Annotated in this window: 15 protein-coding genes; 5 read left to right on the forward strand and 10 right to left on the reverse strand. The window is 47.8% G+C overall.

Going from position 1 to position 20,059, the window contains the following annotated elements:
• Window position 1: 1 nt before the first annotated feature.
• The 4 genes from ONT19_RS06515 (at window position 2) to ONT19_RS06530 (ending at window position 5,896) form a co-directional block, all read left to right on the forward strand.
• Window positions 2–1,243, forward strand: coding sequence for an LptF/LptG family permease (locus ONT19_RS06515; RefSeq protein WP_022121352.1), 1,242 nt, complete (start codon window positions 2–4; stop codon window positions 1,241–1,243).
• 41 nt (window positions 1,244–1,284) lie between these two features.
• Entirely contained in the window at window positions 1,285–3,006 is a 1,722-nt protein-coding gene (locus tag ONT19_RS06520) for a DEAD/DEAH box helicase (RefSeq protein WP_264952893.1), read from the forward strand.
• A 32-nt stretch (window positions 3,007–3,038) separates the two neighbouring features.
• Window positions 3,039–4,340: a ComEC/Rec2 family competence protein gene (locus ONT19_RS06525; RefSeq protein ID WP_264952892.1), complete on the forward strand. Its 1,302-nt coding sequence runs from the start codon at window positions 3,039–3,041 to the stop codon at window positions 4,338–4,340.
• Between the two features lie 221 nt (window positions 4,341–4,561).
• A complete protein-coding gene (locus ONT19_RS06530) occupies window positions 4,562–5,896 on the forward strand; it encodes an NADP-specific glutamate dehydrogenase (protein ID WP_117695201.1) in 1,335 nt (444 codons plus the stop codon).
• Between the two features lie 85 nt (window positions 5,897–5,981).
• On the opposite strand, the gene ONT19_RS06535 is transcribed toward ONT19_RS06530, so the two are convergent.
• The 10 genes from ONT19_RS06535 to ONT19_RS06580 form a co-directional block, all read right to left on the reverse strand.
• Window positions 5,982–6,389, reverse strand: coding sequence for an N-acetylmuramoyl-L-alanine amidase (locus ONT19_RS06535; RefSeq protein ID WP_153092939.1), 408 nt, complete (start codon window positions 6,387–6,389; stop codon window positions 5,982–5,984).
• A 15-nt stretch (window positions 6,390–6,404) separates the two neighbouring features.
• The gene (locus ONT19_RS06540; RefSeq protein ID WP_153083742.1) at window positions 6,405–6,914 is read right to left on the reverse strand and encodes a DUF5675 family protein; all 510 of its coding nucleotides are present in this window, start codon (window positions 6,912–6,914) and stop codon (window positions 6,405–6,407) included.
• 114 nt (window positions 6,915–7,028) lie between these two features.
• A complete protein-coding gene (locus ONT19_RS06545) occupies window positions 7,029–9,533 on the reverse strand; it encodes a YfjI family protein (RefSeq protein ID WP_264952891.1) in 2,505 nt (834 codons plus the stop codon).
• A gap of 41 nt (window positions 9,534–9,574) precedes the next feature.
• Window positions 9,575–9,994: a hypothetical protein gene (locus ONT19_RS06550; RefSeq protein ID WP_264952890.1), complete on the reverse strand. Its 420-nt coding sequence runs from the start codon at window positions 9,992–9,994 to the stop codon at window positions 9,575–9,577.
• A 147-nt stretch (window positions 9,995–10,141) separates the two neighbouring features.
• Window positions 10,142–10,423 (reverse strand): DUF3127 domain-containing protein, encoded by a 282-nt coding sequence (locus tag ONT19_RS06555; RefSeq protein ID WP_119235967.1) that lies wholly within the window; start codon window positions 10,421–10,423, stop codon window positions 10,142–10,144.
• A gap of 180 nt (window positions 10,424–10,603) precedes the next feature.
• The gene (locus tag ONT19_RS06560; protein ID WP_264952889.1) at window positions 10,604–11,722 is read right to left on the reverse strand and encodes a hypothetical protein; all 1,119 of its coding nucleotides are present in this window, start codon (window positions 11,720–11,722) and stop codon (window positions 10,604–10,606) included.
• A gap of 275 nt (window positions 11,723–11,997) precedes the next feature.
• The gene (locus tag ONT19_RS06565) at window positions 11,998–15,042 is read right to left on the reverse strand and encodes a type I restriction endonuclease subunit R (protein ID WP_264952888.1); all 3,045 of its coding nucleotides are present in this window, start codon (window positions 15,040–15,042) and stop codon (window positions 11,998–12,000) included.
• Between the two features lie 51 nt (window positions 15,043–15,093).
• Window positions 15,094–16,356 carry a restriction endonuclease subunit S gene (locus ONT19_RS06570; protein ID WP_264952887.1) on the reverse strand — a complete coding sequence of 421 codons (1,263 nt, stop codon included), beginning with the start codon at window positions 16,354–16,356 and terminating at the stop codon, window positions 15,094–15,096.
• Between the two features lie 3 nt (window positions 16,357–16,359).
• Window positions 16,360–17,868 (reverse strand): type I restriction-modification system subunit M, encoded by a 1,509-nt coding sequence (locus ONT19_RS06575; protein WP_264952886.1) that lies wholly within the window; start codon window positions 17,866–17,868, stop codon window positions 16,360–16,362.
• 7 nt (window positions 17,869–17,875) lie between these two features.
• Window positions 17,876–18,265, reverse strand: a complete 390-nt coding sequence (locus ONT19_RS06580; RefSeq protein ID WP_264952885.1) for a lipocalin family protein — start codon at window positions 18,263–18,265, stop codon at window positions 17,876–17,878.
• A gap of 1,064 nt (window positions 18,266–19,329) precedes the next feature.
• Here ONT19_RS06580 and ONT19_RS06585 point away from each other — a divergent pair.
• Entirely contained in the window at window positions 19,330–20,004 is a 675-nt protein-coding gene (locus ONT19_RS06585; protein ID WP_264952884.1) for a DNA-binding protein, read from the forward strand.
• The last annotated feature ends 55 nt before the right edge of the window (window positions 20,005–20,059 follow it).

A 20,059-nucleotide genomic window follows, 5' to 3' on the forward strand; every position in this document is an offset into this window, starting at 1 on the left:
CATGAAAGATTTTAAGAAAATAAGAAAACACCGCCGGCTCTACCGCACCGGCCGATGGGCTTCCCGCAAGTTCGGGTGGCTCATCAGGGCTGTGCGCTGGCTGGCTCACAAGCTCCGGTTCCTGCGCATATTCCGGTTTCTTAACCCGTTCAGGTACATCAAGAAGCTCGACTGGTACATTATCAAGAAGTTTCTGGGCTACTATTTCTTCTCCATCGCCCTGATCATCTCCATCGCCATCGTCTTCGACTTCAACGAGAACCTGTCAAAATTCACAGAGCACCATGCACCGGCGCGCGCAATCATCTTCGATTACTACGCCAACTTCGTGCCCTATTTTGCCAACCTCTTCAGTGCGCTGTTCGTGTTCGTGGCGGTCATTCTCTTCACCAGCAAGCTGGCAAGCAATTCCGAAATCATCGCCATCCTGGCGTCGGGAGTATCCTTCAAGCGTCTCCTCCGCCCATACATGATTACCTGCGTGCTGCTCTCAGCCCTCTCCTTCGGGCTTTCAGCCTACGTCATTCCCCACGGAACCGTTATCAGGCAGAACTTCGAGACGATGTACAAGAACAAGAAGAAGAATACCAGTGCCGAGAATGTACAGCTGCAGGTAGACAAGGGAGTGATTGCCTATATGCAGCATTACGACAACAGCATGAAACGCGGCTACGGATTCTGTCTCGACAAGTTCCAGGACAAGAAACTCGTAAGCCACCTTACAGCGATGGACATCCAGTACGACACCATTTCCGACAGCAAGTATCACTGGCAACTGAGCAACTGGAAAATCCGCAAGCTCCAGGGCATGAAGGAGCATATTACGAGCGGAGCGCAGAAGGACACCATCATCATGATGGAACCTACCGACCTGGTCTATTCCAAGGGTCAGCAGGAAACCTTCACCAGTCCTGAGCTCCGCGATTACATCTCCAAGCAGATCAACCGCGGTTCGGGCAACGTAGTGCAGTACGAGGTAGAATACCACAAGCGCATCGCCTCATCCTTCGCCTCGTTCATCCTCACCATCATCGGTGTCTCCCTCTCAGCCCGCAAGCGCAAGGGCGGCATGGGAGCAGCATTGGGCGTTGGACTTGCGCTGAGTTTCGGCTACATCATGCTGCAGACGGTTTCTGCCACCTTCGCCATCCAGGCCAACTTCCCGCCTGTTCTGGCAGCGTGGCTTCCAAACTTCCTCTTCGCCATCGTAGCCTACTTCTGCTACCGCAAGGCACCGAGGTAAAAAGTCAACATTCAACATTCAACATTCAACATTAAAAAAAAATGTATTTCGACGAATTAGATTTAAACGACAACGTGCTCGACGCATTATACGACATGCGCTTCGACACATGCACTCCAGTACAGGAAAAGTGCATTCCAGAGATATTAGAAGGTCACGATGTCTTGGGTGTAGCCCAGACCGGAACCGGCAAAACCGCAGCCTATCTGCTCCCAGTATTGAGCAAGCTCGATGACGGCGGTTATCCTAAAGACGCCATCAACTGCGTCATCATGTCACCAACCCGCGAACTCGCCCAGCAGATAGATCAGGCGATGCAAGGCTTCGGCTATTACCTGCAGGGCGTGAGCAGCGTAGCCGTATACGGCGGCAACGACGGCAACCGTTACGATCAGGAGTTGCGCAGCCTCCGCATGGGCGCCGATGTAGTCATCGCCACCCCGGGCCGTCTCATCTCCCATATCTCCCTGGGCAATGTAGACCTCAGCAAGGTAAGCTTCTTCATTCTCGACGAGGCCGACCGCATGCTCGACATGGGTTTCTCTGACGACATCAAGACCATCGCGGCAAAACTGCCAAAGACCTGCCAGACCATCATGTTCTCGGCAACCATGCCTGAGAAGATAGAAGAACTGGCTAAGACCCTGCTCAAGAATCCGGTAGAAATCAAACTTGCCGTCAGCAAGCCAGCCGAGAAAATCAAGCAGGAAGCATACGTATGCTACGAAACCCAGAAGATGACCATCATCAAGGACATCTTCAAGGCGGGCGACCTGAAGCGTGTCATCGTCTTCAGCGGCAGCAAATTCAAGGTGAAGCAACTCGCAGCTTCCCTCCAGCAGATTGGAGTAAACTGCGGAGCCATGCACAGCGACCTGGAACAGGCTGAACGCGACGATGTGATGTTCAAGTTCAAGAGCGGACACTATGATGTTCTCGTAGCTACCGACATTGTGGCACGCGGAATCGACATCGATGATATTGAGATGGTCATCAATTACGATGTTCCTCACGATACAGAAGATTACGTTCACCGCATCGGCCGTACAGCCCGTGCCAACCGCGATGGTAGAGCCATCACCTTCGTGAGCGAAGAAGACCAGTACTGGTTCCAGCAGATAGAGAAGTTCCTGGAGAAGGTGGTAGACAAGATGCCTCTCCCTGAAGGATGCGGCGAAGGTCCTGAATACATCAAGCTTAACAAGCCGAAGAAGAAAGGCGCAAACGGAAGAAACAACAGACGCGGTAACGGCGGAAACGGCGAGGCCGGAAAGAACAGCGCCAAGAACCGCCGACAGAAAGACCGCGACCAGACTTCTCACAAGCGCAAGCCAAACAAGCCAAACGAGCGTCAGGAAAAAGCGCCACGCAGCAACGAACAGCAGCCTCAGCAAGGCAACAAGCAGCAGAACGCAAAGCAGCAGCCTCAGCAGGGCAACAAGCAGCAGAACGCAAAGCAGCAGCCACAGCAGGGCAACAGGCAGCAGAACGCAAAGCAGCAGAATAGAAAGCCAGCCCAGCCAGGCGAGCAGCCAAAGAACAGCAACAGCCAGAAGCGCCGCAATAACAGCAATAACAGCAACCAGCAGCGCCCAGGCACCGAGAACAATGTTCGTCCAGGCAGCAACGGCCGTGGCAGAGGCGTAGCCCAGAAAAAGGGCGACAAGCCGGCTGCACGCAAGCACACCCCTATCGTAAATCCACAGAAGAAAGAAAACGCTGTGAAGACATTCATCAAGCGCATCTTCGGATTCAAGAAATAGGAAATAAATTATCTTTTAAAAAGGAAAGAGGAATGATGAAAGAGCTATCCCTCACCCCGCTCATGACCATCAGCCTCACACTGACGATCGGAATCATCATAGCCAAATGGGGCTATGATGATTTCAACATGCGCTTCTGGCTCATCATCTCCATCATTTCATGCGCCCTTGGCAGCATCATCTTTTTCCTTACTGAGTTCTTAAGCAAAAAAGCTTACTTCAGCAGGAGCCACCAGTTTCTCATCTTCTCCCAATGCGTGATGATTCATTTATGCATCCTGAGCCTTGGGGCTTTTCTTACCTGTAAGCAAATAGCTGATTCCCAAACCTCTACACAACTGAAAAACTGGCAGGAACTGTCTTACCTCACACGGGCAAAAATCAATACCGAACGCTATAAAAGCAATATTGAAAGCAAACTGGTTTCCCTTCACGTAAAACAGCAAGACTATGCAGTCATCGCAGCCATGGCGCTGGGCGACAAGAGCGCACTCGACTCGAACACCCGAAACAGTTACTCCATTTCCGGAGCCAGTCACATCCTGGCAGTAAGCGGACTTCATATAGGCATTATCTTCCAGCTTTTCATCTTTCTGCTAGGCGGCAGAAAGTACTCAGTTTACACCATCATCCTGTCCCTCATCTCCATCTGGACCTACGTTTTTCTCATAGGATTGCCGGCAAGTGCAGTCCGTTCAGCCATCATGCTTTCAGCCTACAGCTTAAGTTTAGCTTTTCATCGTACCGGCCTGCCGCTCAACACCTTAGCCTCAGCTTATATATTGATACTCTTCATCAGTCCGCTCTATCTTTTCGAGTTGAGTTTCCAGCTTTCGTTCCTTGCCGTAGCCTCCATTCTGCTGTTCTTCTCACCCCTTTACTCCCTTCTCCCCATCCGCAGCCGTTTCATCCGTTGGGCATGGGGACTCCTTTGCGTTTCACTGGCAGCCCAGATAGGAACCCTTCCGGTCATCGTCTACACCTTCGGCAGAATATCGTGCTATTCACTTCTCACCAATTACATCGCCATTCCCGCAGCAACCCTCATCCTATATCTTGGAGCAGCCTTAATTCTGTTCTCCCCACTCACGTTATGGGCGCCCATAGCACCGGTTGTCGCCCCACTCATCAGCCTTACATCAGGCGCCCTGACCAGCATCACCCAGTTTTTGAATACAGCCATAAAACTGATCAGCATGCTGCCCGGAGCAAGCATCGAAAACGTAAGAATCAGTCTGCCTCAGGTAATCGGTCTCTACGCTATCATCCTGCTCATTTATGCCCTATGGCACAGGATAGATAAACAGAAGTCGCCAGAATGCAAGATTCCCTAAAACAGAGATAAAGGCTTAAACCCCGGAAAAAACGTCTCTTATATAATAAGGTGTGCGTACACAAATGCGCTACAAAACGTGGCTAAAAATGTTAAAAAATGACTTTTTTCTACTTTTTCTGCATTTTTTCTTTCTTTTTGTTGGTGTTTTCAAGAAAAACATGTATCTTTGCAAGCAGAAATAAAAAATAAGAATTTAAACACAATAAAAGATTAAAGATTATGAAAGCATCTGAAGTAATCGCGAATCTCCAAAGAAGATTCCCAAATGAGCCTGAGTACATTCAGGCAGTTAGTCAGGTTCTCGGTACTATCGAGGAAGAATACAACAAGCACCCAGAGTTTGAGAAAGCAAACCTCATCGAGCGTCTCTGCATTCCAGACCGCATCATCCAGTTCCGCGTATCTTGGGTAGATGATAAGGGCAACGTACAGACTAACATGGGTTACCGCGTTCAGCACAACAACGCGATTGGCCCTTACAAGGGAGGTCTTCGCTACCACAAGTCTGTAAACTTGGGTATTTTGAAGTTCTTGGCTTTCGAGCAGACATTCAAGAACTCTCTTACTACTCTCCCAATGGGTGGTGCTAAGGGTGGTTCCGACTTCTCTCCACGTGGCAAGAGCAACAACGAGGTGATGCGTTTCTGCCAGGCTTTCATGACAGAGCTTTACCGTCACATGGGTCCAGACGAGGATGTTCCAGCTGGTGACATCGGTGTAGGTGGCCGTGAGGTAGGTTACCTCTTCGGAATGTACAAGAAGTTGACACACCAGTTCCAGGGCGTCTTGACCGGTAAGGGTCAGGAGTTCGGTGGTTCATTGATTCGTCCTGAGGCTACAGGTTACGGTAACGTATACTTCCTCTGCAACATGCTCGCTACCAAGGGTATTGACATCAAGGGCAAGACTGTTTTGGTTTCAGGTTCAGGTAATGTAGCCCAGTACACTATGGAGAAGTTGCTCCAGTTGGGTGCTAAGCCAGTTACATGTTCAGATTCAGATGGTTACATCTACGACCCAGACGGAATCGACCGCGAGAAGCTCGATTACATCATGGAGCTCAAGAACGTAGAGCGTGGTCGTATCAAGGAGTATGCAGAGAAGTATGGTGTAAAATATGTTGCAGGTGCTAAGCCTTGGTTTGAGAAGGCAGACATCGCTCTCCCATCAGCTACTCAGAACGAAATCAACGAGGAGGCAGCCAAGGCTCTCATCGCCAACGGCGTAATCGCAGTAAGCGAGGGTGCCAACATGCCTACTACTCCAGAGGCTATCAAGGTATTCCAGGATGCTAAGATTCTCTACTCTCCAGGTAAGGCAGCCAACGCAGGTGGTGTTGCTGTATCAGGTCTTGAGATGAGCCAGAACTCTGAGCGTCTGAAGTGGTCTCGTGAGGAGGTTGATGCTAAGCTCCACGACATCATGAACGATATTCACGCTAACTGCGTGAAGTATGGTACTGAGCCAGACGGTTACGTAAATTACGTAAAGGGTGCAAACGTAGCCGGCTTCCTGAAGGTAGCTAAGGCTATGATGGCTCAGGGCATTGTATAAGGCAAGAAAATTAACAATAAACATTGTTTAAAAATTTTAAATTATAGGAAATAGCGGGTCTGTGACAGATCCGCTATTTTTGTGTTTACTCCTTCCCCCACTCCTTCTTTACATTAAAGCAGGGACAGGCTTTGTTGGCAAATTCATTATGACCATGAATCGTGGCTAATGGATATTCCTCCTTCAGCTGCTCGATGAGCGAGCGCATTGCCGCTTTCTGGTCTCGGGTTCTTGTATCCTTCGGCTTACCTTTCTTTGATAAGCCGCCGATGTAGCAAATGCCTATACTGATGGAATTATGGCCCTTGCAATGGGCGCCGACCTCCTCTATCGCACGACCTACATGAATGCTGCCGTCACGATAAATCACGAAATGATAACCTATGCAGCGCATTCCGCGCTCCCGGTGCCAGCGGTCAATATCCGCTACGGTGAAGTTGCGACCTTCCTTGGTCGCACTGCAATGAATGATGATTTCCTTTATCTTACGCATGATATTGAATATTAATTATTGAAAAATAAGCAGATAATTAAGGGGGATTTCGTCAACACCCCAATCCCTGATAAACAGATTGATTCTGCACGGTAGATGCTTTTTCTTCATCCTCTTGAATTCCTCATTCAACAACTGGCAAAATTCATTATAGCATTCTTCTGATTGCGTAACGATTCCGGTATAATGAGACTTGCCCAGAATGATACTCTTGTTTCTCAGACGTAGCGGACCGTTGCCAGGCACAAAGCGAGCTCTGCGCCTAACAGTACGAGGCACGTAATGGGATCTTAACAGAATAACAGGCTTGATAACAATTTCATATTTTCCTCTTTCATACTTATTTTTCTTCTTTGTCTCCGACACCTTCTTTTGCTTGGTAGGAATGAGAGAAATCTTATAACGTCCTGCTGGCAAATGACGGTTAGGACGTTCTAAGGTGTCGCAGAAAATCTTGCCACCTATAACCATTGTGCCATCCACACTCCATGGAGTGAAGCGACGGCGGAATATATTGATGTTCATGATAATTTACAATTAATAATGAATAATTGGGTCAAGGCCGGCCATTAAGCCTGATTTAAGCACCGAAAAACTTGATGACACTTAGTGACCTTGACCCTTAATAACCCCCCAAAATTATATGGTAGGCGAAACTTTCTGATAATGTCTGTCTGGCAATACGCTGATTAAGCCCTGGCGTTTCCAGTTTTTCAGCATCTGTTTCACTGATTCATGAGTGGCACTTGCCCCCTTAACAGCAACGCTCTGCTGCTCTGCCTGTTCGAAGGTGAAGGTTACGTCCAAACGTTCGAAGATGGAATCATTCTTACCCCGACGACAACGGTCCCAAGCAGATTGGCAGCAATAATCCTTTGATGAGAAAGCCTCTTCAATACGATTACGGAAGAAGTAAAGTGCATTATCCAGCTGATAGTCAGCCAGTACATCAAAGACATTCAGCATGGTTGGTGTCTGCGTCTTTACGAGCATTCCCTTCCACAAATCAGGCGACTCCTTCAGCTGTTTCTCGGCTCCATTGAAACCATGCTTCTGAATCAGCGTTTCCAGAACCTTGCAGAGCATGATGCAGGTCATCATTCTCATCGTGGTTGGACAGATACGGAAACGCTGGCGGGCTTTCACCTTGTCGTCATTTTTCATCGTTTCCAGTCTTATCTGTTCCAGCCATTTTCTACCCTTTTCCTCCAGCTTCGGCAGCACTACCTCACCCAACATCAGCGGCAGCAGATGAGCAATCTGAATGATGCGGTCGCGCTGACGTTCGTTCATTACATACATGTTGTCAGAAAGTGGAGTGAAGGTATTATCGGGCGTTTTTGCCACGATGATACGGCTTTGGAAGCCATCCGTATAATTGCTTACCACTCGATAGAGCGCATCAGGCGTTCCACACATCACCACGTTCCATAACAGTCTGTCTATATGAACATTCACTGCATCCGCACTTCTTGCTTCACGCTCATAGCTTGTTCCGTCGTAAGCCTGTCTCAACATGACTGAAAAGTCGCTCATTGCCGATTTCCACTTCTGCGCTACGGTGTCTGCTTCCGGAGTAAACGAGAAGGCGTGCTTGCCTTCTGTGTTAGCCAGTCGTTCAGCCAGATTTGCCACCGTATTGTTCAGTGTCAAGCATCTTACAGGCAGTTTCGGCTCTTCCGGCTGCTCCTTTTTGTTCTTGGCTGCACGTTTCTTGGCTCGCCATTCATCCTCCTTCTGCTGATACATTTTGTCCATTTCCTTCACTTCCGAAGTCCATGCGTCAATCACGGGGTCAATACTACCCTTGCCAGATGCAAAATCTCCGGCGATGTAGGAGATGAGGTTCAGCGAGTTCATCTTGCCGTGAACGGAAACCTTCACGCCCGTTGCGAGCATTCCGATGGCAGGACAGATGGCTGTGATTACAGGCAGTGCCAGTGCCGGACCCACTGCGCTGATAGAGTCACGAATGCCTTGCGGCAACTTAGGCAGCGCATTATAATAGAACAGATCGTCCTTAGCGTTAGCCTCGTCCAGCGCATTGACCAGCGCCTCATTGTCAGCCGCCGAACCACCACCCGCATTTCCCTGCTTCATTCGTTCCTGACGGATGGCAGAGAGCACATCCTTCAGTCGCTTAGGCATTTGCGTGATTTTCTCGTTCAGTGCCGAGTTGATGCAAGCCATCTTTTCCTGTTCTGGAAACCCATCGTAGCAGGGAATAATCTGAGCCAGCAGATTGCGGTCAAAACCACAGATGTGGCGCAGGTTCACAGCCAGCTCAAAGGTCAGCGTATTGCGGTTAGAGCGCATCGGCTCCTGCCCATCATTATACAGTTGCCACCACTTCTTAATGATTTCTCCATAAGGAATCCCGAGATAATTGTCCTGAGAGACGGAGGGAGTCGAAGCGGATGAAGCAGAAGCGGATGAAGCAGCAGAAGTAGAAATTCTCGAATTCTTAAATTCCTGACCCTTAAAAACCCCTTGAGAATCCTTCTTGAATTCTTCCTTCCAGGGCTCATAATGCTTGTTTGCCTTGTGCGCCCCTTCCGGCAGTTCCTCCTGTCCGTATCTTTCACGCTCTTCCAGGACTTTCCCTTCAGCTGCCACGGCAGCCTCATCGTATTCATCCTTGAAGAGTCGTGGCGAAAGGAAGAGCAAATCTTCGCCATCCGATGTGGTAGTGAAATAAACCCTGTTAATGTCGTGAGCCGAAGTATCCATTTCGCACTTGAGCATCGTAGCAATTCGTACCTGATTCTCCAGAACCGTCTTGCCCTTTTCGCGTTCAAAAACCGCATGTCCGCCCTGTCTTGCACTACGTTCCAGCATCAGCAGTCCGTACTTGTCCGGTTCTTTCAGCAGCAGCTTGGCAGCCTTGGCAAAAGCCTCCGGCTCATCCATATCAAACCCGAAAGCACCGCTTGGCAGTTTCATTCCCTTCACCACCCCTTGCGGATAATGGCCGGAATAATTAAACTGCACCAGTCTCCGTTTCGCAGCATCGTTTCCGGCACGAGCCAGACGAAGATTCGCCTTCTGCTCATTGCTTCCACGCAGCTGCTTATACTCCTCTTCCGAGGTGATGGAGCGGGCAACCTTGTGTCCGTTCTCCACCTTTATTAAATAACAACTCATCTATCTGTTTCTACTTATCGTTTTAAGTTGAATACAAAATCCTAATGTTTCAGTTGGTAATCCACTACCGCCTCAGCCCCTTCTTCAGCCTCAACAGCCAGCGTTTGGGAGATGTTGATTCCCTCATGACAGAACACCTTCAAGGTAAGCTGAACAGCACCGTCCTTGGTCTTGCTCACACGACCATGCGCCAGTTTCTTAATCAGTTCCGACTGAGTTCTGAGGCGGTGCTGAACCACGAAATCAAATGTTCCGTCAGGCATTTGCTGAGCCACGCCCATCGAACGGAATCGAGGAACCTTGTTCACCCCCGATTCCTGAGGACTGAAGAGGAAATACTGCTTAGCATCATAGTAAGCCATTCCACCCAACTGCACATGCTGGCAGTCATTATTATTCACCTGCTGGTTCTGAACATTATTCTGAGTATTGTTCTGAACCTTGTTTACTTTCTTAACCATAATCTGAATTGAATTTTAGGAGAAGAAACATCCGGATTGTTGCGCGCTTTACCATGGAAAATCCTCCTCAGTTTCAACTCAGTAAATAACTAAGAATCTCCGCAATAAGTCTCCAAGCGAAGCCTCCCTTTTTACCTTTTTACTTTTTTACCCTTTTACTTTTTCAATGTCCGTAACCAGGATATCCTGATAAACCTGACCATTGTGCTCATGGGTAGTGAACCGGAGCGTTACCGCCACTAGCTCGCCAGCCGCATACTTACACTGAGCCATATTGCCCAACATTGCCGCAGCGTACTGGTTCTCATACTTGCCGCCCATCTCCTGGAGAACGATGTTGCATTTCATCATCTGTCCGTTCTCACTTTTCTGACTCTGCACAGCGAAGGTCTCGCCCTGCTGCACCACTCTCATAATCTGAGTATACATATTATATAATTGTACGAAGAGGTTTCAAGAGCACCAAACCATTTCAGCGTTGTCTTGTTTCTTCGACGCTGCAAAGATATAATGATTTCCAAACGTAAAAGCAAAAAAAATCCTCCACGAATCCGTTTGGGGGATGTGGGGGATATAGTTTATATTTTTAGGGGATACTATTGGGGGATACTATCTGAACTTTTCCACTCTTTTTGTATTTATCACCGTTCCCGGCTTAGCATACTTGGCGTCTTGAAATTCATCATCCAACTTGTCAGCAATCTCTCTGTAAATGTCACAACATTGTGGCGCATCACAATCAGCAAGTGTCCATTCATTATAGTCATTTTGCTTGAAATAAGAATTTATCTCATGAAAATCGGCCGTAGAACATTTTAGTAAGGTACTGAATGCAGAATTGATCTGGTCAATGAAAAGACGCTGAGTTGACTTCTTCAGCCAATTCTTGTTAAAGAAAACCTTATAAACAATAAACCAATGTTTCTGGGCGTTGAGCGTTTTGTCTTCGATTAAGTCTTTAAGTTTAAGCATCAGCTTGTCTACATCCACATTCTCCTTGAATGCGATGTTCTTGAATACGGCTTCAACCTTCAATCTGCTATGCTCCTTGGCAATCTGATAAGAAAGATACTTATCGAGAAAATCGTAAATATCGTTGTAGGTCTGTTCTTTCTGTTCCAGAATATAAGCAACAATCAGTTTGATATTCCTGCCATTGTTGTGAAATACCTGTCCGAATCGGCAAGCGAAAAGAATATTAGCCCGTTCTACGACAATGGTATTCTTCAGCTGGGTAGCATCAGGATAGATAAGCGCTTCATCCTGGCTGTCCTGCATGTAGATTAGCTCCAATCTCTCCTCATTTTCCTCACGATAACGTTTCAGTACCTTCCGGAACAGGTCTTCGTAATAGGTTTCACTGATGAAGGATTGCCTGAAACCATGAAATCCCTCATCAAGCATGAGGATGATGTCATTGATCATTTTGCGCATTTCTTCTCCTTCATAGTCTTTATAGTTGGTAAGCATAGGTTCCAATTCTATCTTAACCTGATAGAATCGCTCTTTCTTATCATCCAGCAAAGACCATGCAATATTTTCTTTCAACAAATTCAGTAAATCGAAAATATCTCTCACATAATTACGCAAGATTAGTTTCCAGGCTGTTATTACTTCCTCTTTGTTTGTTTCCACTTCTTCTTTGCCCAAAAGGCGAAAGCTGAATTTGAATCGGGCGGCTTTATCTTCCAGCAATGTCAGTTGCTCATCTTGTTCCTCTGTCTGCATATTACTTTTCTAGGTTTGTTTGTTATGTTGTTTAAATAAGCGGCGTGGGGTTCCCTGTAAGTACCAGTATTAAGGTACCTGCAAGAACCTACGACAAGGTACAAACAAGTACTGCCCACGCCGTAGAGGAGTGGACGCCTTGCTGTCACCTTCTTCTTGTCGTTTTTGAATTTTGCAGGTTCTAAATACTGTAGAAGTGCAGATAATCAGCGTCAATATCTATATGTTATTTTCTCTTGTTTACTTTCTGTTTCTTACTTCAAATTTTAAAGGGTTTATACTACGTTTTCTTCATCATCCGCCCAGTGGTCGCATTGGCGCATCACGGTTTCCAGCGCCTTTTCTGCACCCTCTGGTGGATACTTATACTTTTTGAGCAGTCGCTTCACCATCACTCGCATCTTCGCCCTGGCTGATTCCTTCCGGTTCCAGTCGATGGTGCGGTTGCGGTGCAACACCTCCGTCAGTTCCCGGGTCAGCGCCACAAACTCCTCGTCGGAGTAAGCCTGCCGCACTCCTTCGGGCGTGGAGAGCGCATCATAGAATGCTTTCTCCTCGGGCGAAAGTCCCAGGTCGTTGCCCTCTGCCTCTGCCTGCTTCATCTGCTGAGCCATCTTCAACAGCTCCTCTATCACTTCCTCGTTGGTGAGCAAGCCCTTCAGATAGTTGGAGAGACTCTGGCTGAGCATGTCGGAGAAGAGGTCGCTCTGAACCACGTTGGTCTTCTGCTGCTGCTTGATTTTCTCTTTCATCAGTTTGGTGAGCAGTTCCACCGCCAGGTTGCGCTCCTTCATGTTCTTCACCTCCTGGATGAAGGCGTCGTCAAAGAGCGAGAACTCTATCTGGCGGTCGCCGAAGAGATTGATGACTCCGTCGGTCTTCACGCTCTGACGGAGCAGCTCACCGATGCGCTCGTTGATTTCATGGCGGCTGATCTTGCCCTTCTGCGAGAGTTTGAGCATCATCACGCGCAGCGCATCCATGTAGCACACCTCCGCCTTCTGCTGCTCATCCAGAAGCGAACGGCAGAGCGTGGTGGCGTTGTGAAGCAGATTGCTGTGCTCCATGAAATTCTTCTTGCGCTGAACCATGGCTGGAGAACTCAGGAAGTTGGCTCCGCTCGTAATGGCGAGTGCCCGCTTCGAGTTGTCCTGTTCGAAGAAGCCGGAATAGTCGAAACCATGAAGCTGGTCTCGGCAGATTTCCATCTCTTCCTTCCATTTCACCAGGGCGGTCTTGGCGATGTCGGGGTCTCCAAAGCGGCGGCGGTCACGGTTGGTGTACTGCTGCATGGCACTCTTCAGCGCCTGCGCAATGCCTACGTAATCCACTATCAGTCCGCCTTCCTTGCCCGGGAACACACGGTTTACACGGGCTATTGCCTGCATCAGGTTATGACCGCTCATCGGCTTATATACGTACATGGTGGCGAGCGACGGAACATCGAAGCCCGTGAGCCACATATCTCTTACGATGGCGATTTTCATCTCATCGTCGTTGTCCTTGAATTTTCTTGCCAGTTCCTTCTTGTAGGCTTCGTTGCCGATAATCGGCTGCCAGTCTTCGGGGTCCTGGTTCGAACCGCTCATCACCACCTTTACCTTCTCCGTCCACCCGGGGCGAAGCTCCAGCATCTTGCGGTAGATTTTGATGGCGATGCTTCGGGTCAGCGCCACGATCATTGCCTTGCCGGTGAGTTCCTGCGCACGGTTCTGCTCGTAGTGCTGGATGATGTCCTTTACCAGCGTGTCGATGGTGGCGTCTTCGCCCAGGAGTACTTCCAGCCGGCTGTGCTCCTGTTTTGCCTGCCTGATCTGCTCCTCGGTGGCTCCCTCATCGGCCAGGTTGTCGAACTCATCGTTCAGCAGCTTCATCGTGTCTTCGTCGAGGTTCAGGTTCACCACACGGCTCTCGTAATAGACCGGACGGGTGGCTCCATCATCCACCGCCTGACTCATGTCGTAAACGTCGATGTAGTTGCCGAACACTTCCTCCGTGTCTCTGTCGCGGTCGCTGATAGGCGTTCCGGTGAAGCCGATAAATGAGGCACCTGGCAGGGCTTCTCTCATCTTCTGGCTGAATCCCTTCTTCATCGTCAGGCTCTTGTTGTCCCAGTGCTCCTCGCCGTATTGCGAGCGGTGCGCCTCGTCGGTCATCACGATGATGTTGCGGCGGGTGGAGAGTGCCGAGTCGCCTTCTTCAAACTTCTGAATGGTGGTGAAGATGATTCCCCCACTCTTGCGGTTGCGCAGCAGATTGCCCAAGTCTTCACGGCTCTGGGCGTTCTGAGGTTCCTGACGAAGGAAGTCCTGGCAGCGGCAGAACTGACCGAAGAGCTGGTTGTCGAGGTCCTTGCGGTCGGTTACCACCACGATGGTTACTTCCGGCAGTCGCTGCACCAGCTGGTGGGCGTAGAACACCATGGAGAGGCTCTTGCCCGAACCCTGCGTGTGCCAGAACACGCCGATTTTTCCGTTGCCTTCCACTGCTGTACGGGTGCGCTGCAGGGCTTTGCCCACGGCGTAGTATTGGTGGTAGGCGGTAAGAATCTTGGCGTATTTGCCCTGGTTCTTGTCGAAGCAGATGAAGTTCTGCAGAATGTCGAGCAGTCGCTGCTGCTGGAACATGCCGAGGAAGAAGGTGCGATAGTCGGCAAAGAGGGTTGACTCGTATGAGCCGTCTATGGTCTTCCATTCCATGTAGCGTTCTAGCTTGGCGGTGATGGTTCCGGCACGAGTTTCGCTCATGTCGCTGATGACGTTGAAGGCGTTGTAGCTGAAGAGGCTTGGAATGCTCTGCTGATAGTTCTTGATCTGCTTGTAGGCATCTTCGATGGATGCATCTTCAGAAATGGCGCTTTTCAGCTCCACCACCACGAGGGGCAATCCGTTGACCATCACTACCATGTCGCAGCGCTTGTTCTTATACTCTTCCACACGCCACTGGTTCACCACCTTGAAGAGGTTTCTTTCGGGATGGTCGAAGTCGATGAGCCTCATCAGGGCTGTTCGTTCTTCGCCATCTTCCAGGAATTCCACCTCCAGACCGTTTTGCATCCAGAGTGTAAACTGCTCGTTGTTCTGTTCTAAAGTACCGATGCTGATATTGGTGATTTGCTTGATTCCTTCATCCATTGCATCGGCTGGCAGTTCAGGATTAAGCCGTCGCATCGAGGCGACCAAATCGGCACGATAGAAAGGCTCCTTGTAGTCGCGCTCCACGTCGTAGCCACATTCGTACGCATAGCCCAGTTCGTCCCAGAACAGGGCAATGAGCGTCTGCTCGTATGCGTCTTCGGTGAATTTCTTGTCGTCTGCCATATTGTTAATATTTTATATTTTTTTTCTCGTTATTTTCTTTCGTAGCTCTTCTTATTCCGGGACTTCTATCTCGCCTGACATTAAGCGAGGGAGAAGAGTGTCACGGAGAGTTGAGAGGGTTGTATTCTCAGTACCCTTTATTTGCTTCTGTTTCTGCAAATTATCAATTATCTTCTGAAACTCCACAATATCTTGCTCTTTAGGAATCAATACAGATTCCTTTTCTATGAAATCTTTTATTGCAAAGTTCTTTATACCCGAAGTTCCATTCTCGTAGCCAAACATAATGTCATTATCATATTTGTATTTCCATGAATAATAAACATAAGAACTGAATTGACTCAAAGGACGTAATACCTTGCAAAAATTCGTACACACAATATCATGTTTGTATTTCTTAAGCAGCTCCTCTGTAACGAGACTTGTTCTTCCTGTAGATACAGTAGCAGTACCTCCCGAGATTTCCACGAGAATATCTTTATCTTTAAGATGCTTGGCTTGATAATTCTTTTCCAAAATATAACGCTGGGGAGTTTTACCTCTTACACCATTATTAATATCTTGGAAATCACATCCTCTGACACAAGCTACTTCATGCGTATAGTTTCCTTGAGGGTTTTCTTTTCCCCAATCTCCGGAAATCAGACTGTCTATCATTTCAGAATAGCTTCCTACTTCCCATCCTTCTGGAATCATTCCCAATTCACTATCCACGAACTTACCATCCTTGAAAGGCTCAAAGTCAACGAACCAATTCTTGAAAATAGCCTGCGCCATCTCCTCCAAATCAGCATTGATCTTGTTGTTCAACTCTATCTTCCGGTCGAGAGAAGAAAGGATGGAGGCAATGCGGCGCTGGTCGTCTACCTTTTCGGGAATAACTATATTCCAATCAGAAAATGTAGATTTATTTATAATAGGTACTGCAGTTGATGTTTTACTAATATAATTCAACTCTTTGCCTACAATACACATCAAATAATATACAAAGTCTGAATCAACATTTGAATGAGGAACAATAGTATTTATTTGCTGATTAGTCACTAATTCTCTATCAGTCTTTACTACTTTACCTAAATCCGAACCAATACAACTTACACAGATGGAATTGGCAGGAATAAGGCATTTAGCAACTTCAGCAACGCCTAATTCAGTAAGAGTTCTTGCTGTTACTGGTGATGTTTTGTTTGACATATCATCAGAAGGAGAAAGGAATGGGATTTTACCACCCCAGTTTTCCCTTATTGCTGTTTTGGGAGTTTTGCCTGTTATTATTTGCCCCAAATCACCAATTTTAACTTCTTTCCACTCCATACTTTACACCTCCCATCCAATTTTCTTCAACTGCACTCTAATCTCCTCTTCCTGCTTCTTGCTTTCCTCAAACAGCTGCTTCAGCTCACCGGTGAGATTCGTCATTTTCTCCTCGAAAGGCACTCCGTCGCCTTCGTCTTCGGCGATTCCTACGTATCTTCCAGGAGTCAGGATGAAGTCCTGAGCAGCAATCTGCTCGGTGGTGCATACGGCACAGAAACCCTTTTCATCCTCCAGAGTTCCCTGCTGGAAGGCATGGAAGGTGTCGGAGATTTTCTTAATATCCGTATCAGGCATCAGCTCACGAAGCTTGCGAGTAACCATCGTGCCCAGATTGCGAGCGTCGATAAACACGGTCTTGCCCGCCTGTGCCTTGTTGCGGCTGATAAACCAAAGACTTACAGGAATGCCCGTACTGTAGAACAGCTGCGAAGGCAAAGCCACGATTCCCTCTACCAGGTCGGCTTCGATGATGGCTTGGCGAATCTGTCCCTCGCCGCCACTCTGACTCGAAAGCGCACCATTCGCCAGCACCAAACCTATCTTTCCGTTTGGAGCCAGATGGTGAATCATGTGCTGCATCCACGCAAAGTTGGCGTTGCCAGCAGGCGGCAAGCCATACTGCCAGCGCACGTCTTCCTGAAGCGCACTTTGCCCCCAGTCGCTGAGGTTGAAAGGAGGATTGGCAAGAATGTAATCTGCCTTCAGCGTAGGGTGCTGGTCATCTAAGAAACTGTCTGCATATACTCTACCCAGATTCGCTTCCAAACCATGGATGGCAAGGTTCATTTGTGCAATCTTCCAAGTATCAGGGTTCGATTCCTGTCCGTAGATACTGATTTTACGCAGGTTCCCCTTGTGACGATCTATAAACTTGGCACTCTGCACAAACATACCGCCCGAACCGCAGCAAGGGTCAAAGACTCTACCCTCGTAAGGCTCAAGAATCTCCACCAGTGTGCGGACAATGCAGGAAGGCGTATAGAACTCACCAGCGTTCTTTCCCTCCTGAGAGGCAAACTTCTGCAAGCAATATTCATAGGCTCTACCCAAGAGGTCTTTCTCCTCGCCAGCATCATGCATTTCTATGTTGGTAAAGAGATCTACGACTTCACCTAATTTGTTTTTAGGCAGTTCCGGACGGGCAAAATTACCGGGCAGAACACTCTTCAATCTTTCGTTCTCACGCTCAATAGCGATGAGCGCTTCATCTATCACCACGCCTATTTGCGGTGTGTGGGCAGCAGCGCTAATCTTGCCCCATCGAGCCTCAGCAGGCACGTAGAAGATGTTCTCGGCAGTGTATTCGTCCTTATCTTCCGGGTCGGCGTATTCGTCGCCCTGCAGCTCCTGGAACTTCTGGTCGAAGCGGTCGCTGATGTATTTCAGGAAGATGAGTCCGAGCACCACGCCCTTGTACTGTGATGCATCGAGACTGCCTCGCAAAATGTCGGCAGCCTTCCATATTTTCTCTTCAAAACCTATGCTGATTGTATCTTGTTTCTTAGCCATAATATGTTTATTTTTCTACGAGCACAAGCTTCCAGTCCTCATTCTGCAGAACGAGGGTCCCGTTGTTGTCCGTAATGGTGAATATCTGATTATCTATCTGTATTTTGTTCTCCTTTATTAAATAGGTGTAGTGACCGCAAGGGATGATTTCGGTGGTAGTTTGGGTTATTTTACCGCCTTCGTCGAAGTGGTTCACTTCCGTCGTTTCGGAGAAAGAAATCGCATCTGAGGTGAAACTGCAGAACAAAGGAGCCTCTTTTACGTCGATAAAGATACTTCCAACGCGCTGATAAAGGGCTGAAATCTGCCATTCGTGGGCTAAAAATGTGGTTTCGTAATCAAAAGCCTCTGATTTTTCTGTTTCATCGTCGCTAGAACAGGCGGTGGAAGAAAGCATAAAAAAAGCGACTATTATCATATAAAAATAAGATAATATTCGCCTGCGGATAAGAACATGATGATATTGGACTAACTTTGCCTGAGCAAAATTATCCCCCTAAAACCTTGTGCATCAATAAGTTATATCTTTTCATCTTAGTACTGTTATTATGTAGTTTCTAGCTTTCCAGACTATTGCTACGTCAATAATTTGTTAATTGCTAGCAAAGATAATAAAAAGTTGGCAAACCCAAGAATTTTATCACGTTATTTAACGGAAAAATGCAAAATATGGAGGTTAGGAAGGTATTTTACCCCCTCTAGTATGGGCAAAAATGCCCCTCCTCGGACTCGGAATCATGCTCCAAAGGTAGGTATTTTTGACAAATACAATGAATTGGGGATATAAAAATGAGCACTAGAGCGGTGCAATGTACAGTATTTCGCACCAGAGAATGTAGATTATTATTATACACACATAAATGAAGTACACCTGACATAAACTTTCGTAATTATCTCATACACAAGCAATTTAGAACTATCACATACTCTAGCAAACAACCCATTCAAGCATTACACTTAGTGGGTCATAAGGTCAAAGTCATTTAGGGTCATTATGTTTTCCGAGAGTTAAAAAGTCACTATAGATATATATAAATAAATATTTATATATACTATAGCAGCCAAGTGACATTTACTTTTTCAAATGACCCTAAATGACATTGACACCAAATGACCCCTTTTCATTTCTTCAGCTACTTCCGAGTCCTTTCTTGCATTTTCATTGTTTTTGCAATAAAGTTCAGACAGAAAATCAATAGAACTTATTGTATTACAATTACTTACAGCATTTCTTGCATAGAAAGTTAGGGGGAAAGCTTGCATTCTGCCCGAAAATGTTGTATCTTTGCACCGGCAATCGAAAGAACAGCCTTTTGTGCCTTGCTCGGGTCTTCTCTTAAGACCAACACGGGTCATAAATGATGGCAGGCGCCGGTCATCAATGAAGACCCCGAAAACGGCAGGAACGGGGCGTTCTGGGGAGTTGCAAAACAAAGGACTCTAAACATACTACAAACGACTATGATTAATTACAGCATCGTAATGCGTAGCGTGAACGCAAATCTTCTGGAAATCAACCAGGCTAAGTCACGCATCAACCAGGCAAAGAAGGAGGGTACAACCCCTGACCCAAAGGACCTGGAACTCGTGAAGACTGAGAAGCAGAACGCTTTCGCCATCTCACAGTACACCGACATCATGACCATCGAGAAGTTTGCCAAGCACATCACCTCTCATGGTACTGTTTATTCGAGAGCTGACATCAGCGCCATCCTCTACATCGCCGTAGACTGCATGCGTGAGATGTTGCTTGAGGGCAAGAAAATCCGTCTGGGCGATCTTGGTGATTTCTCTCTCCTTCTCACCTCGAAGGGTGCTGAGGATGCTGACAAGTTCACCTCGCAGAACATCACCGGCGTAAAGGTTCAGTGGGAGCCTGGTCAGGAGTTCAAGAACCTTCGCGATGACGCCGAGTTCAACCTCGTAGCCAGCCGCAGTGCTCAGGCTGCCGTTATCAAGGCGATTAAGGAGGGTAAGACCAACGTTGACCTCAACGCGCCAACTACTCCGGATAATACGCCTGGCGGTTCTACCCCAGGCGGTTCAAACACCGGCACTACCGGCAGCGAAGGCCAAGGCTCTGAATCAAGCGGCGGTACTACCGGCAAGGACGATACTGGCGACGGCCTTGAATAGCCCAAGGATAGACTGGCTAGGGTGCTAGCCCCTAGCCCAGCCTATCCGCCCACAA

The organism is Segatella copri, assembly GCF_026015625.1.
In the GTDB taxonomy this organism is placed as follows: Bacteria; Bacteroidota; Bacteroidia; order Bacteroidales; family Bacteroidaceae; genus Prevotella; species Prevotella copri_H.